Below are 14,318 nucleotides of genomic sequence, written 5' to 3' on the forward strand. Positions count from 1 at the left end.
GGCGCGTCAGCAAACTCGATGTGCACGTCCGATAGATATCGAATCTTCACTTGAGTCTCCAGATCGACTCATCCTGTAGGTTCAACGGCCCAAACTCCTCGTGCTGAGCCGCCTGCCAATACAAGTTTGCGATCGGATCGACGATGGTCAGTCTGCCGCCGACTTTGAATTCGAAGGCGCCAGTGTCGATCCACAAGTGATTGCCGGATCGAAACGGACGACGGAGGCGCATGATCGAGTGCCCACTGATCACCAAGTCGATGCCTGGGGTACTGTCATCTTCCGACCGAAACGGAAAGCTTTCTCCGGGATCGTCGCGAAGGTTTTGGATCAAGGCCGCGTTCCGAATGCGCTCGCGGCCTCGAAACCATTCAGCCGCAGGTGTTGAGAAGAGTTTCTGAAGTTCGCTCCTGTTGACTCGAAGGTTGTATGCGTCATCCCACGACGATCCGAAGGGCACTTCGCCGTGGATAACTCCAATTCGAGATGCTGGCGAATCGACGACGAGTTCGATGGCGAGCGGAAGTTGCGAGAGGACACGCTGACATAGCAAGAGGTCCGCTTTCTCCGCCCAAAATGCCCAGTCGCCACCGTTGTTGGCCCAGAATTGAGCATTGGTAGGTGTCCCGTCGGCTTCTAGCAAGAAAGCGTCGTGGTTTCCCAGTGTGCAATAACGCATGGGGCTGTCGTCGAAGAACTTCACGACCTCAACACTGTGCGGTCCTCGGTCGATCAGGTCGCCGACTCCAATCAGGACATCGCGAGATGGGTCGTACTCGGCTGCACTCAATGCGCGTTGCAACATTTCAAGTTGTCCGTGGATATCGCCAACAACCAGGAAGCGTCCTCCTGGTGCTAGGTCGGCTGCAAATAGCTTGAGTACATCGGGATTGCGAATTTGATTCATCTGTGACCTCACATATATGGCGTGTTTCGATGGCTGCTGAGGGGCGTCGAATGGGCCAATCGCTGTCGATGCCGTCGAGACATCTTCGCTAGACGCAACGATTACAGGGCGAGAATCTAGTAGTGACGAAAAAAGAGTTTTTGGCGTTGTGGATAACGCGGTTGCAAGCCGGCCAATACGTTGGCCGACTCTCCACATCGTCGATTGATTCACCGTGGAGCTTGAGTCGCAGCTCAGTTTCAAAGCCCTGAGGCGATTCCTGGGAAATTGACGCTCTGGCGGGTAAACGACGAGGGGCGCAGATTTCTAACGGCGGTGAAATCCAAGTGGTGCCCGGAGCCGGAATCGAACCGGCGACCTGCCGCTTATCTAGCGAAAGCCATCCGCGAGGATGGGTCGGATTATAAGTCCGCTGCTCTACCGTACTGAGCTACCCGGGCAAGGGAACGCGTAACGCGTACTTGCCGGGCATATGAGGAAGTTGATGTAGCGCTCAGTCATGCCGATATCGTTGCATGTGGAATGCGGTGCAGCAAGCTTCTGCACTCGTGTTTGATGTCGAGGCCACCGCTGTTCGAGCGAGGCTAGAACCCTTGTTTGGCTGAGCCAGCATTCTGCTTCGATTGCGCATCGAGGATGCCCCATCGTTCCTTCAGCATGCTCTCCATGGCGAGCGGGTTGCTGTACCGAATCTCGATGTTACTGCCGATAACCGTTGCGGTGAGTTCAGGTCGAAGCTTGTAGTGAGCGACTTCCTCTCGGGCTTTGATGTCCGGCGTAACCTCAACGCCATAGGTCAGATCGCTGCGCAGTTCGCTGGTCTTTTCTTTGAGTGGCGTGCCGTACTTATCCTTGAGGCGCTGAACCCAAATCGCCACTGCTTCGATCTGTGCGGCCTTTCGTTTGTACGTCACGCCCCAGATCGACCGCGGCCCATTGACGGGTTGGTATTGATAGAGCGCAATCGACTCGTCTCCCCGAAACCAAACGCCGGAAGTCGTGTCGATCGCAAGCCCCGGGTTGTTGGCGACCTCGTTCGCGAACTGATCGATGCGGCCGCTCCAGCGGCCATCGGTCCATCCTTCCGAAGCCAGGCGCTTATCGGCATCGTCCTTCGTCATGCCGGCATAGAAGCCTGCGACATCGAACTTCATGAAGTCGGCTTCCGAAGTGAAATTCTTCTTCGGATTCGTATAGTCGGTGACACCTGATGCACTCCGCTTCTCTTCCGCGGAAGGCTTGGCAGGCGCATTCGGCTCTTTCTTTTCAGAGCACCCGAACAGTGTAAGCAGCGCAATGGCCATCATGATCTTGATCTGCGTCATCACACACGTCCTTTGTGGAAAATAGAGAATCTTTGCAGCGTTAATCAGAGGCTGGCGAGGCAGGCGAACCCATGGATACGCGGCTCGTCGCTGAGCGCTTAGGGAGACTGCGTCGGAATGATGGCGCGCCAAATCCAGTTGTCGCGTCCGACCGTGTAGAGCAGCCGATCGCCTTGTGCGAACGACAATCCATGAAGCGTTTGGTGACTGGTCAAGCCGGTCGGCTGGAACTGCACGCCTCGATTCGTCGAGGAAAACACACCACCAGCGTGACCTAGTGATGGAGCTACCACTTGGCTGGCGTACATCTCGTTGGGCCTAGATGGATGGATCAGGAACGCGACCGTGCTTTCTGCGTGGGAAACAAAAGTCCAGGTGTCTCCGGCATCGCTTGATTTGTAGAGCCCGCCAGCTTCTTCCATCGCATACATCAGCGGCTTATCCGGATCACTTTGAATGGAGGTCACATGCCAGGTGAGCCCGCCGAGATGATCGCGCCATGTCAGGCCGCCATCCGTTGAGCGGAAGAACGCTGGCAGGTAAGGCTGCGGGTGATCGGAGATTTCCGCCCCGCTGTAGAGGGTGCCATCGAGCCCCTCTTCGATGTCCCAGAAGATCAGGCCGCGCGATCCGCCATCAACGTTGACGAAGTTCCAAGTCGCGCCGCCATCGGTCGATCGATAGAAGCCGTCATACAGGGTGCGATTCCTTTGAATCGCGCTGCTGATCAGAACCAGCCCAGGTCGTACACGGCTGATCAGTAGCGAATAGGCGCCTTGAATTGCGTCCGTAACCTTATTCCAGGTCTGTCCTCGATCTGTCGATTTGCTCAGTTCGACGGCACCTGTCGATGTGCGTACCAGGGCATAGGCGGTGCAAGAATTTCCGGGCTCCAGCTCGATGCTGGTGACACCTCGGCCCGGAACCTTCTGTACCCACGTCGCTCCTGCATCGTGGGAGACAAACAGATCGGTGGCGGTTGCGAGGTACTGCACATTCGCGTCTTCGGGATCGATGCGAATGAAGTTCGGCAGGCCAGAAGTCATGGGCCGGCTGACTCGCTCCCATTGCCATTCGCTTTTCGGCGCTGGAACCGCAGGCTGCGGCCCCGGCTCTGGGCATGCTGTCGAGGCCACCGCCAGAAGCAGGATGCGCTGTGCGACATCGCCGGCCGCATTGCGCGCCTGCACCGTGAAGCTGGAACTCCCCGGTGTCGTTGGCGTTCCCGAAATCACGCCCGCAGTGCTGAGGCGAAGGCCCGTCGGCAAGCCTCCCGATACGATGCTCCAGCTATACGAGCCAGCCCCATTCACAATCGAAAGCGATTGAGAGTAGGGAACTCCGATTCGTGCTTTGCTGGGCTGCGCAGGGCGAATGATGGTGGGTTCGAAAACGACGAGATCCACGTTCTTGGCAGCAGGCTCGCCGTTGCCATCGCAACTCAAGGTGTATCGATGCGTTCCCGCGAAAGTCGGCGACACCACAATCGACCCTGATGTCGGTTGAGGCCCACTCCACGTATCACCGCTACCGCTGCAAACGCCACCATTGGCAGTCGTCCAACTCACGGTCGCATCGGTCCCCGTCATGATTCGTGCGGGTGAAACGCTCAGCGTGATGGTCGGCTTCGGCCGAGGTGGAGGTGGTGCGACCACGCCAAGGGTCGTTTCCGCTGTTTTGCTTCCGCCTGGACCCGTGCAAGTCAGCGTGTAGGTGTAAGCGCCTTCGGCCGGCGGCGATACGGCGGTGGAGCCGCTGGTCGACTGATTGCCGTTCCACGCTCCCGAGGCAACGCAGCGATCCGCGTTGGTGCTGGACCAAGTCACTCCGGTGGTTTGTCCGATTTCGATCTGCCCAGGTGAGACGCTGATCGTAACGGTGGGCAGTGGATGCTGTACCACCAACTGGCGAGGTGTTCGAACAGATCCGCTCGCGTTTGAGCATTCGAGAACATAGGTGTACGTGCCGGCTTCGGAATGCGACACCGACATAGACCCAGACGGCGGTTTCGTGCCGCTCCAAGCGCCCGAGGCCAGGCAGGAGTCTGTGTTTGCAGCTGACCAAGTGAGGGTCGCGCTGTCTCCGACATCGATCTGCGGTGGCGAGAGCGTCATCGTGAGCGTCGGGGGCGGCGGAGGCGGGGCTGGCTCCACCACGACCAGCACCCGCTCGACTCGAACACTGCCGCCGGTGCCCGAGCACTCAAGCGCATACGTGTACGAGCCTGCAGCCGTCGGCGAAACCGTTTCCGAGTCAGTGGCTGATCGAGTGCCTAGCCAGGCTCCAAACGCGGCACAGGACGTGGTGTTGGTGCTGTTCCAGCTGAGTGTTGCGGATTCACCGACGGCAATGCGTGCCGGCGAGATCGTCAGTGTCATGGTAGGAGCGGGTGGAGGCGCCGACGGCTCAGCGACCGTCAGTACGGCTTGCTGAGCAACAACGCCGCCTGCACCTTGGCAGCTGAGCGTATAGGCGTAAGTACCGGCGGTAGGCTGTGCCACCGACAGGGTCCCTTCCGTCGCTTGAGCGCCGGTCCAGGTGTCAGTTGCAGTACATGACTGGGCATTGGTGCTCGACCACGACAGCGTCGCGCTTTGGCCTGCTGTGATGCGCTCCGGCGATACCTGCAGGGTCAAAGTTGGCGAGGGCGGGGCAGGCGCTGTCACTACCCGCAGTGCGACGCTCGAAGTCGATTCTCCGCCGGTGCCGCCGCAGGTCAGCCGGTACTGGTAGTTGCCTGGATTCGACGGAGAGACTTCCTGCGAGCCGCTGGGGCTGCGATATCCCGTCCAGTCTCCGGTCGCCAGGCACGAATCCGCGTTCGTGCTCGACCAGGTCACAACCGAGCTGCCACCGGCGGTGATCTCGATGGCTGACAGCTGCAGCGTCACCGTCGGGGGCGTCGACGGCGCGGGCGGATTCGGTTCTGGATCGGAGCCCGACGATCCCCCGCTGCCGCAAGCCGACAGGGCGAGCAACAGCCCTGGCGCCAAAAGCGCATTTCGTAAGTGCTGCAGGGCAGCCTGGCAGCGGCGGGAATACGCGAAGACAGCTAGCAGGACGGTAAAACGCGGGCCAAGCAAGGCCGCGACCGCGGAAAAGCGGACGTGCTGGAACATGGGAAACCTTCAGAGAACGTGGATAAACCGACGACTGCGAAATCGGTTCAGTGACGTATGGGTTCCGGATACATGTGATCCCCCCGATCCATGGAATAGAACGCTTCCTTTATAGGGTGAAGTGGTTTGGCGTTCAATAGGACGCCGTCCTTTAGTGCGTCGCAAAGCTGGACGGCGTCTTTTAGCGTCGCGAAATGAAAGCGACCAAGAAAACGCCCCGCCCAGCCGCTAAGGCGGCTGCACGGGCCCCTCTGAAGGCGGTAGGGAAGGAGCCGCTTCTGGTGGAGGTGGGAAGTCGCATCCGTACCGTTCGCATGGAGCAGGAGCTGGCGCAGGAAGCGCTCGCGCCCCTGGTTCCGGTGGAGCGTGCGTATATGGGTGGATTGGAGCGTGGCGAGCGCAACATGAGCTTGTATGTGCTGGCCCGTGTGGCCGTCGCGCTGGAGGTGGAAATTGCCGAGCTGGTCCCGTCCTTGGAGGAGCTGAAGAAACTGTTTAAGCCCGTCCACAAGCCGCCGGTTCGTAAGCGCCGGAGCTGAGTGGCGCGGATTCGTCCTGGGTTTCATCGCGCCCCCTAGTGCAATGGCTCATCAGTCCGACTCAGCCGCCGGAACCAACGTACTGCCTCCGGATGGAGTGGCTTGCCGGGTAAATGCGCCGGCTTCAGGCGATACCTTTTCGTCCGCTGCGGGGTTTCCATTGCACTCGCATAAGCGGCCAGCAGCTGGCGCCGCAGTTCACGCGGCGTGGACGTCGCAAGCTGTGCCATGACGGTCTCATCCAGGGGCGCGAACCACTCGTTGAGTTCCGGGCGCTCGGTCCGTAAAGCCCGATCGACAGAGCGGATGATGGCCGGCATCTGATCGCGATCCGGTTCCGGGATGTAGAAATGGTGGAAACGTGAAACCAGCTCCGGGCGAATCGTCGATGTGCGATTGCAGGTCGCGATGATCGGGATCGGGCTGACATCGAAAGTCAGCTGTAAGAACTCATCCCGGAAGATCTTGGCGGTGCTGGGTTCGAGTACGCCGAGCAGGACTTGGTCGGGTGGAAAGTTTCCTCCGCGTGCCTTGTCGAGTTCATCGAGCAGCAGGACTGGCAGGCGCTCGGTGGGTTCCTCGGCCATCATGTGAGCGAAGACGCCTGCGTCAGCCTCACTCCACTGTGGGGAGTTCCCGGTGAATACAAACCCGGCCGTCGCCTCCGCCATGCTGCGCAGATGCAAGCTGCCATCAATGGCAGCCACCAGTGCACGGCAGAACGCGGTCTTGCCGACGCCAGGGGGGCCATCAAGCAGGATCGGCTCGAAACCGACTGCCGCATCCGTGTTGCGCTGAAACTTGAGGTGCGCGACGACCGAGTTGATCACCGCTTCGAAGTGCGGAAACACCTGCATCAGATCGCGCACGGCGTTGATATGCGCGGAGGTCGCGATCGGGATATGGCGAACCGAGCCTTCGGCGATCTTTGCGAGCAGCTTGCTGCGGCGGGCTTGCTGGCGTCCCTCATAGAGTGATGAGGTCGCGTCGATCCTGCGCTCATCCAGCACATCCCAGGTTACAAACCCGTAACGAGGCAAGCGCCGCTCTCGATAAACCTCTTCAGCCCGCTGCCCGTCGTCCCGAGCAGCTTTGATGAAGACTTCGGGCTGCGCGGTTTTCGAAGCAGGGGAGAGCATAGGGTCCGGTTCCGATGTGCCTGAACCTTTCTCAGCTGCGGCGATGACCGCTCTGGCTTGCTCGAAAAGCGGAAACAGACGATCGGAGAAAATCCGCCAGCCGCTTTTGTCGAGCCTGACGTCGGTGGCTCGCAGATCCGGGAGAAGAGGAACCAAATCTGCGATGGAACACGGCATCACATGGAGCAAGGTGTAGGCGCCTTCCTTGTACAGAGCTGGCGATTTTTCGGTTGCCACCAGCCAGCGCGCGAGTTCGATATCCACGGCAATCTCCACTTTGTTTGCTGCACAGCTCGGTGCGTAGATCGCAGCCGAAGGAAAAAGGGCGCACGTCTCCGAACGGGGTCAACAGAGCCCGTAACTGCGATTGGCAATGGAGGCGGTGTCCGGGCGCTAACCGCTGCGCTAGATCACCTGGAAGCGTGCGAGGGTGTCGCTCAGTCGGTGAGGCGACTTATTCGGTAAGCGAAGCAATTCCAATCGGGTTGGGTCATCGACAGAACGCTGGGCGGTCGAATGCAGAGGAGGCGGTGCACTTCAAGACGCTGTGCTATCAGGCCATCCAGGGGATTGAAAATAGGCTTCATGGGGCGAGCCGCTGCACGCCAGTCAGGGCGGCGAGAACAGGCCGAAAACAACGCGCACAATCGTGAAGAGCACAAACCCTCCTGCCGCCACCATAGCTGCAAATACCCCCAGGCCAACAGTCAGAAGGAACATTGGAAGAAACCAGATCCAGGCTGCGTAGGCGTAGAGGGCTGCCGAAATCCACTGCAGGCTCCTCAGTACTGCGCGGTCGCCATAGCGTGGATCGTGTTCCTGACTACTTTTCAGGAAGGCCAACACTCCTTCGATCTCTCGGCCTGCTCTGATCTCGCGAGCTTCGTCAGGGTTGGCCCGTACCCACACTCTGCTTTCCCGGTCCCTCAAATCTTCGACCGAGCAGTGCGGAATCATGAAGCAGGCGAGGCGAATGCCCGGCGTGCCGGCCATCGACACCACGCCGGGAATCACGATGGCTGCGTGGAATCCGTAGAGGGCGCCGGCGAGTAACGGGCCGAAGAAAAAGGCAACTCGTGCAAGGTTGGAGCCGCCTTTCTCGGTTTCCTGGAACTCTTTCCAGTGGGCGGCCGCTCGTTTGGTGCGATGGGCGACGACGATCGCTAGGACAGCAGGAAGTGTGCTGAGAAGAAACCAGAGGGACCAGCTCATTTTGTTGGCTCCTGAAATTCGGTTGCGGTGTATGAGCACTTTAGGACGCCGTCCTATAAAACTCATTAAATCGCGGAAGCGGACGGAAAATCTTCCGCTTGCAAAACGCCATCTGTTTGCCCACCTTCCGCCAGTATCACTGACCACGGACGCCAAGGTCAGTGACCACTAGCGCCGGGCTGACCAGTATTGCGGGAGCTTGGCCAGGATCAGGTCGCAGCCGCTCGCATCAATAACGACCTAGTCCAGAGCATTTTCAATGCGCTGGTTAACAGTTGGCTTTAGGCAAACGATTAGACACGAGGCGGCAGACATCTAGCAGTAGTGACAACTGCAGCTGTTCAATAGACTCAGACCATTGGTCGCGTCAGGAGTCTGAGCAAGAGCCCCAACGGCATTGGCCAGTCAGTGATGCGCCCCTCCTCCGCGCTCAACTGGGTGCAGTTCACAACGGAATTGGACCCCGCAGCAATGAAGCTGAGCAAAGGCGTCGCTCGCGGCAACCAGTCAATCAGTTGGACAGCGCTGCTGGCGGTCCTCGGCGCCCACTGCTTGGTCCGCGGTGTTCACCGTTGCGGTGCAATTCGTAATTGCTTTAGTGGCGATGCTGACGCCGATGCCCAGCATTTGGATCTGCGGCGTGTTTCGGGAGATCAACTTGCCGTACCAATCGGCCCGCCAGCTTTTGACGACCACGAAATCACCGTGATCTATTCTTTGAGAATGTAATGGCGGCCGTTGTATTCGCGGCGCACTTTGCTTTCACTGATCTGAGTTCCGAAACCTGTCGCCGTGCAGAAGCGCGGGGAACCTAACCGACATTTCGTCTGCGTACATTGAGGGCTAGTGGTCACCCCTGGTTCGAGATGGAGCTCTTGAACTCATGACGGGTCCTGTTTGCGAGACGGCAGGAATAAAGTAGACGGATGCTCAAGGTCGATTGAGCATGACCAATCGAATCCTCCGCAATGCTCACCTGGATACCCGCGCTGGTTGCTGACGATGGGGCGACCATTGACATCGGCGCGAGTGCACCAATGCGTGTGGCCATGAATCCAAAGCCGCACCGGATCCCGAAGAAGTTCTGGATGGTCGTTGTGAAAGGACGCAATCAGCAGATCGGGCTCATGCCGTGGGTTGAATGTATGCATCGTCGGCGCATGGTGCGTGACAACGATGACGGGGAGCGAGCTATTCGTGATCACGTCATTCAACCAAGCCTGACTGTCGCGTGAGATCTTCCGCACCATTTGAGGCCGCAGATGGCGCCTTCCGAACTTGATCTCCTGGCATTCAGGCATCCACTGCCGAGCTTCCAGCATCGCAGCAAAGCGCTGATGCGGCCCGAAACAGTCAAAATCGGTCCATAGCGTGCAGCCGACGACGCGGACGCTCTGATAGTCGAAGTGCTCTTTCTCAAGAATGTGGACGTTGCTGTCCTTGGCAGCAGCGCGCGCTTCACGAAACGTCTCTTCGTATTCACCGCCATCGTGCTCGTGGTTCCCGAGTACGTAGATGACCTGTCGATCTCGAAACGCTTCCTGTGCCCAGGCGACGCTTTGGGTGACGGGGCCGATATCTCCGGCCAACACCACAAGGTCTTCTCCGATCGACGGCAAGTAGTCGGGCGCATCGTGACTCTCGAGGTGGATGTCCGACATGTATCGAATCTTCACGACCGGCTCTGTTCGGAGCCTTCAGAGTCGCCATCTTCACCGGAAAAAATCGGTCTTGCTCTCGCCAGTGACTCAACATCATCGAAGGCTGGATCTTCGGGTAGAAGATATCGATATCGGCTCCGCGACTCTTCCGTCAGGGTGTGGCTGTTGGTCAGGTAAAGGCTGATCAACATGAAAACCGTTGATTCTTTTGCCCCGGGAACTGACTCGAGCTCCATTTGCATGACCTCTCTGGGAATCTCATAAACCCAGGTTGGATATCTGAGTGTGGCCCAGAATTTGTCTTGGCGAGATGGCAAGACCTGATGGCAGATGGTGCCGCTTTCAAGGATGCTCCGGCTGACGTCGGACCACGTCGGTACGTGCTCGAGGCCAGGCTCAGCCTTTGCTGCGGAAGTTTGTGGTCCAAACAGGTAACGGTGAGCTACGAACTCGCGCATGAACTCCAAGACATCTCGTCGATCGTCGATGAAATGCGTGATCCCAAGTTCTTTGCAGATAGACGCCTTCGCCATGCGACTTGAGCAAAACACCAAGTTGTTTCTCGGGATGTTCGTCCGCTCGAAGAACTGATGATGATCCAGCCATCGGCGCGTTTTTTCCTCCGTGGCCGAAGAGGCTTTCGACACAAGCACAACGCGGCGATGAAACGCTTTGACTAGCGCGGGGACGACTTCAAACATGCCGGGATACGGCGGCGTGTGAATCGCAGCTTCAATGTCTGCGCCCAGAAAAGAGGTATCAGGTCCGAGCTGAGCCCCGGTCGCAATCAAAACGCGGCCGATATCGATGCCAAGTGCTGAGCCCGCCGGCGAGAGTTGATCGTCTCTAGCGTCCATTGAGGCTCCAGATCCAAGGATCGTTCAGGCTGAGGGGGCCGAATGACTCGTTTGCCGAGGTTTGCCAGTAAACCTGCTCAACGGGATCGATGACGGTCAGTCGGCCGCCGCGCTTGTGTTCAAAAGCCCCGGTATCGATCCAGAGTTGGTTGCCGGATCGATATGGGCGCCTGTGCGGCATGATCGAGTGACCGCTGATCACGAGATCGATGCCTGATGTTTTCATCTCGTCGTCATCGAACAGGCTGCTGACATCAGGGTGCTCGCGCCAGGAATGCGCCAAAGCAGCCGCTTTGATGCGGTGACGCCCCGATAGCCAGGCTCGCGCTTCGGAAAACATGATGCCGGTCATGTCGTCGCGATCGAGGTCGAGCCGGTACAAATCATCCCAAGACGATCCAACTGGCACTTCGCCATGGACGATCCCGACGCGTCGATTCGAGTTTTCTAAGATCAACTCCATGCCTAACGGAAACTGCTTTAGCGCAGCAACCATCCGCTGCAAGTCGTCCGGGGTCTCCAACAATGCCCATGCACCACCTTCGGCCATCCAATTCATCGACAGATGCGGAATGCCGCTTGCTTCGAGCGGATAGCCTTCGTGATTTCCCAAGATCGCGAGACGGCGTGGGTGATCGACGAAGAATTTCACGACCTCTGCGGAGGAAGGTCCTCGATCGATCAGGTCGCCGGCGCTGATGAGAATGTCGCGAGATTCGTCGTACTGCGCGGCCACAAGAACGCGCTCCAGCATCTCCAACTCGCCATGGATATCGCCGACGATGAGGAAGCGCCCACCTGAGGGCAGCGCGCGCTCATTAAGGACCAGAACATTGCCAATCGGGCGCTTGTTCACGAGGATGCTCTTGGTGGAGGCTGTTTTAGAAGGACGAGGGGGCAACAACCAGTCGCAATCGAGTGCGCCTGAGGGGGCGTCGCTGATTGAGCTAATTGTTTTTACCGCGGGGGAATTTGAGTTGGGCATGGCCATACACGACAAAGGTGTGTGGTGCCCGAGGCCGGATTCGAACCGGCGACCTGCCGCTTATCAGGCGGAGCCAATCCGCGAAGACTGGGTCGGAATATAAATCCGCTGCTCTACCGTTCTGAGCTACTCGGGCGCGTTGCGAGGTGACACGTTCGCGCCCGTCGTATGAGGAAGATGATGTAGAGGTCCGACATGCAGAAAGCCTGACACGTCATTGGCGAGATTCGCAAGCGGCCGAAACTCCTGCGAGAGGATCTGTGACCATTTCAGCGCATCGCCAGCGCGGGATTGCGCAACCTGTCGGCCCCAGTGCAGGAGGCTTGTGACCAATGCAGCGTAGTCGCGAATAACGCACTGAAGGCGGCGACTTTTGAATGTGCTTCGCAGGCCTATGCCAGGTTGGCGATCTGTTGCCCGTCCGTCGGCAGGCGCCGCAGACGTCGTTACAGCGCCCGTCTCGGTTTGCCCGGCGACTTTGATGCCTTACCTGCGCTGGATGGAACCGCCTTGTTGCCAGGAATGCTCGTCAGCTCATTGGCCGCATCTGCTTAACCAGATTGATTTCGTGATGAAGACAACTCTCTTACTCGATCAACTACGTGGGTTTAGCTTGTGCCTGTACTAACTCAGCAAGCGTGCTTTCGTAGATCCACAAGAACTTTGCAAACTGATTCTCTACCCCGTAGGAATCTTCGAGCCAGTGATCGGGATTCCAGCCAGATTCAAGAAAATCCGATGCTACAAAAATGAACTCAAGCGTATCGGTCAAGAAAGGAATGAAGTCTTGTAGGCGATCGATATCGAAATCATCTCCACCATGGACAAAGTAGTTACGGCACTTAACGGCTAGGCTTGCAACGTCCTGCAAATTGGGAAATTTCCTTCCCATCTTCTCAACGACGATCGAAGCACGATAAGAAACCTTTTTAGGTAGAGATGGCTTCCCCAATCGCCCTAGCGCACTCAGCGCGCCGTTTCGATCCGGCCCCGATGCATGCTTTCTCAGCAGCGCAATGCATTGATCCCTAGTCTCAGCGAGTTCTGCGGAGAGTTCTGCGGCGACAGGGGTTGCCTCGCTCGGGAGCACGTCAAACATATTTGCCGCTGCAACGATGCGATCAGGGCCATAGCTATTCGCCTTGCGAAGGCAATCAAGATGTCGATATCGAGCGGTTCTCCTGCCGTCCTGCTTCTCCATCCAATTGATCAACACCGTCCTGAACTCGTCGAGGCGAAAGATGGGGTTCAGCGGCAGATCATTCGGCTTCAGAGTGCGGCCGCCATCGTCTTTCACTCCCTTAATGGGAAAACTGGGATGGACGTCGAGAAGAAGCCTCGTCTCTGCGTCGGCTTCGCCGACATCGATTTTGATGTGACTGACGCCCTGTGCTCGCCCGACTGCCGCAGATAGAAAAGAAGCCATGTCATGCATCGCGCCCAGCGCCTCGATAAAAGTGATGGGTTGGTTTGGGGTGATCACTACCACCATGCGGTTCTTGACACGGATACCCTTAGAAGGACTGGGCAGCCTAAATCGAATTCGATGTTGAACCGATATCAATCCTATTGCGGTGTGAATCTCACAAATGCGATCGCGTCCCGTGAAGTAGAAGATGTGAGGGTACTCACCGACCTGCAAGGGCCGGGGCTCGAAGCCGTATTTACGTGCAGTGGTTTCATGCTCCTCGACGAGCGCAGGCATCGCAGCAGATGAGTTGATCACATGACTAAAAGCCTCGTTGTCATTGAAAAGCAAAGCTATATCGGTTGCAGTGAACTCGATACAACGGACACTGGCCTCCCCGGGGGCAATGTGCGCCTTGCCGACTACTGCATAGTGCGCGGAAGCCCATGCATGGTGTCGAGTGATCTTGTGCTCATCGAAGCTGTGGCCAGCGCCCGTGCTATAGCAATCGATCAGAGATAAGCATTCCCCGGAAAACGTAGTGCCTCGGATGTAGGTGGCGTCTTTAATGGCGTCAAGTTTGTTATCCGAATGCAAATCCAACGTGATGCGAGGGGCGTCCAGGCGCATCTCTCCAATCTCGGTAAGTCCATTCGGAAGATCGAATCGGCCCAGATAGTGCTTTCTCTTACTACTGTTCTTCTTAGATTTCATGGGGAGATCATCAAAAGTTAAAAGTCCGGGCAATTCTGAAAAGAGTACGCGCGAGACATACTGAAAGCGCTTGTGCTGATTGGCCCGTAATAGATTCATTCCACTGGTCAATTCTCAAGTCTGAGCAAGAACCTCAATGGCACTGATCAATCAGAGAGTTGCTGCTTCTTGGCAATCAACTGGACATGTCGATTGCAAAATTGGGCGCTACAGTCATGAAACTGGACAACGGCATCACTTTGAAATGCATCAGGCTAAGACCGGGCTTCCAGCTCTTGAATCTTTCGCATAGAGCCTTCGGTCTGATGCAGGCTATCCGGCTTCAGCCTCGGCATATGGCGGTCTTTTACTCGGCCAGCGCCCGTCGGCTTCAATTGCGGCCAAACCCTGTGCGAATGCGATGATCGAAAAGCGCCGTCGAGGCCATCGAGGAGGAGGAGACATAGCAGAAG

General features: G+C 57.6%; 11 protein-coding genes and 2 tRNA genes. 2 read left to right on the forward strand and 11 right to left on the reverse strand.

Annotated features, from left to right (window positions below; genetic code table 11):
- Nucleotides 1-46: 46 nt before the first annotated feature.
- The 4 genes from AC3WUM_RS24940 to AC3WUM_RS24955 all read right to left on the reverse strand — a co-directional run bounded on the left by AC3WUM_RS24940 (nucleotide 47) and on the right by AC3WUM_RS24955 (nucleotide 5,351).
- Entirely contained in the window at nucleotides 47-907 is an 861-nt protein-coding gene (locus tag AC3WUM_RS24940; RefSeq protein ID WP_492414023.1) for a metallophosphoesterase, read from the reverse strand.
- A 327-nt stretch (nucleotides 908-1,234) separates the two neighbouring features.
- Nucleotides 1,235-1,347: transfer RNA gene (locus tag AC3WUM_RS24945), tRNA-Ile, on the reverse strand.
- A 144-nt stretch (nucleotides 1,348-1,491) separates the two neighbouring features.
- On the reverse strand, nucleotides 1,492-2,232 hold the full coding sequence (locus AC3WUM_RS24950; protein ID WP_492414025.1) for a hypothetical protein: 741 nt from the start codon (nucleotides 2,230-2,232) through the stop codon (nucleotides 1,492-1,494).
- A 98-nt stretch (nucleotides 2,233-2,330) separates the two neighbouring features.
- A complete protein-coding gene (locus AC3WUM_RS24955) occupies nucleotides 2,331-5,351 on the reverse strand; it encodes a hypothetical protein (RefSeq protein ID WP_492414027.1) in 3,021 nt (1,006 codons plus the stop codon).
- Nucleotides 5,352-5,545: 194 nt separating this feature from the next.
- Here AC3WUM_RS24955 and AC3WUM_RS24960 point away from each other — a divergent pair, with 194 nt between their 5' ends.
- Nucleotides 5,546-5,890, forward strand: coding sequence for a helix-turn-helix domain-containing protein (locus AC3WUM_RS24960; protein ID WP_492414029.1), 345 nt, complete (start codon nucleotides 5,546-5,548; stop codon nucleotides 5,888-5,890).
- 35 nt (nucleotides 5,891-5,925) lie between these two features.
- Here the strand turns inward: AC3WUM_RS24960 and AC3WUM_RS24965 are convergent, their stop codons facing one another.
- Nucleotides 5,926-7,293 (reverse strand): AAA family ATPase, encoded by a 1,368-nt coding sequence (locus AC3WUM_RS24965; RefSeq protein ID WP_492414031.1) that lies wholly within the window; start codon nucleotides 7,291-7,293, stop codon nucleotides 5,926-5,928.
- 345 nt (nucleotides 7,294-7,638) lie between these two features.
- Entirely contained in the window at nucleotides 7,639-8,241 is a 603-nt protein-coding gene (locus tag AC3WUM_RS24970) for a hypothetical protein (protein ID WP_492414033.1), read from the reverse strand.
- A gap of 471 nt (nucleotides 8,242-8,712) precedes the next feature.
- Here AC3WUM_RS24970 and AC3WUM_RS24975 point away from each other — a divergent pair, with 471 nt between their 5' ends.
- Nucleotides 8,713-8,970, forward strand: coding sequence for a hypothetical protein (locus AC3WUM_RS24975; RefSeq protein WP_421793258.1), 258 nt, complete (start codon nucleotides 8,713-8,715; stop codon nucleotides 8,968-8,970).
- Between the two features lie 152 nt (nucleotides 8,971-9,122).
- Here the strand turns inward: AC3WUM_RS24975 and AC3WUM_RS24980 are convergent, their stop codons facing one another.
- From AC3WUM_RS24980 to AC3WUM_RS25000, 5 genes are all read right to left on the reverse strand, one after another.
- Nucleotides 9,123-9,902 (reverse strand): metallophosphoesterase, encoded by a 780-nt coding sequence (locus AC3WUM_RS24980; RefSeq protein ID WP_421793257.1) that lies wholly within the window; start codon nucleotides 9,900-9,902, stop codon nucleotides 9,123-9,125.
- Nucleotides 9,903-9,913: 11 nt separating this feature from the next.
- Nucleotides 9,914-10,759 (reverse strand): hypothetical protein, encoded by an 846-nt coding sequence (locus tag AC3WUM_RS24985; RefSeq protein WP_421793256.1) that lies wholly within the window; start codon nucleotides 10,757-10,759, stop codon nucleotides 9,914-9,916.
- Nucleotides 10,749-11,615 carry a metallophosphoesterase gene (locus AC3WUM_RS24990; protein ID WP_421793255.1) on the reverse strand — a complete coding sequence of 289 codons (867 nt, stop codon included), beginning with the start codon at nucleotides 11,613-11,615 and terminating at the stop codon, nucleotides 10,749-10,751. The genes AC3WUM_RS24985 and AC3WUM_RS24990 overlap by 11 nt, the downstream gene beginning before the upstream one ends.
- A gap of 151 nt (nucleotides 11,616-11,766) precedes the next feature.
- Nucleotides 11,767-11,880 (reverse strand) — tRNA-Ile (locus AC3WUM_RS24995).
- Nucleotides 11,881-12,342: 462 nt separating this feature from the next.
- On the reverse strand, nucleotides 12,343-13,866 hold the full coding sequence (locus AC3WUM_RS25000) for an ApeA N-terminal domain 1-containing protein (protein WP_421793254.1): 1,524 nt from the start codon (nucleotides 13,864-13,866) through the stop codon (nucleotides 12,343-12,345).
- Between the last annotated feature and the right edge of the window lie 452 nt (nucleotides 13,867-14,318).

Source organism: Hydrocarboniphaga sp. FW305-C-57 (assembly GCF_058783045.1).

Excerpts from the sequence above, each read along its gene's own strand:
- AC3WUM_RS24940 (WP_492414023.1), bottom strand. The coding sequence starts at position 907 with ATGAATCAAATTCGCAATCCCGATGTACTCAAGCTATTTGCAGCCGAC.
- AC3WUM_RS24950 (WP_492414025.1), bottom strand. The coding sequence starts at position 2,232 with ATGACGCAGATCAAGATCATGATGGCCATTGCGCTGCTTACACTGTTC.
- AC3WUM_RS24955 (WP_492414027.1), bottom strand. The coding sequence starts at position 5,351 with ATGTTCCAGCACGTCCGCTTTTCCGCGGTCGCGGCCTTGCTTGGCCCG.
- AC3WUM_RS24960 (WP_492414029.1), top strand. The coding sequence starts at position 5,546 with ATGAAAGCGACCAAGAAAACGCCCCGCCCAGCCGCTAAGGCGGCTGCA.
- AC3WUM_RS24970 (WP_492414033.1), bottom strand. The coding sequence starts at position 8,241 with ATGAGCTGGTCCCTCTGGTTTCTTCTCAGCACACTTCCTGCTGTCCTA.
- AC3WUM_RS24975 (WP_421793258.1), top strand. The coding sequence starts at position 8,713 with ATGAAGCTGAGCAAAGGCGTCGCTCGCGGCAACCAGTCAATCAGTTGG.
- AC3WUM_RS24980 (WP_421793257.1), bottom strand. The coding sequence starts at position 9,902 with ATGTCGGACATCCACCTCGAGAGTCACGATGCGCCCGACTACTTGCCG.
- AC3WUM_RS24985 (WP_421793256.1), bottom strand. The coding sequence starts at position 10,759 with ATGGACGCTAGAGACGATCAACTCTCGCCGGCGGGCTCAGCACTTGGC.
- AC3WUM_RS25000 (WP_421793254.1), bottom strand. The coding sequence starts at position 13,866 with ATGAAATCTAAGAAGAACAGTAGTAAGAGAAAGCACTATCTGGGCCGA.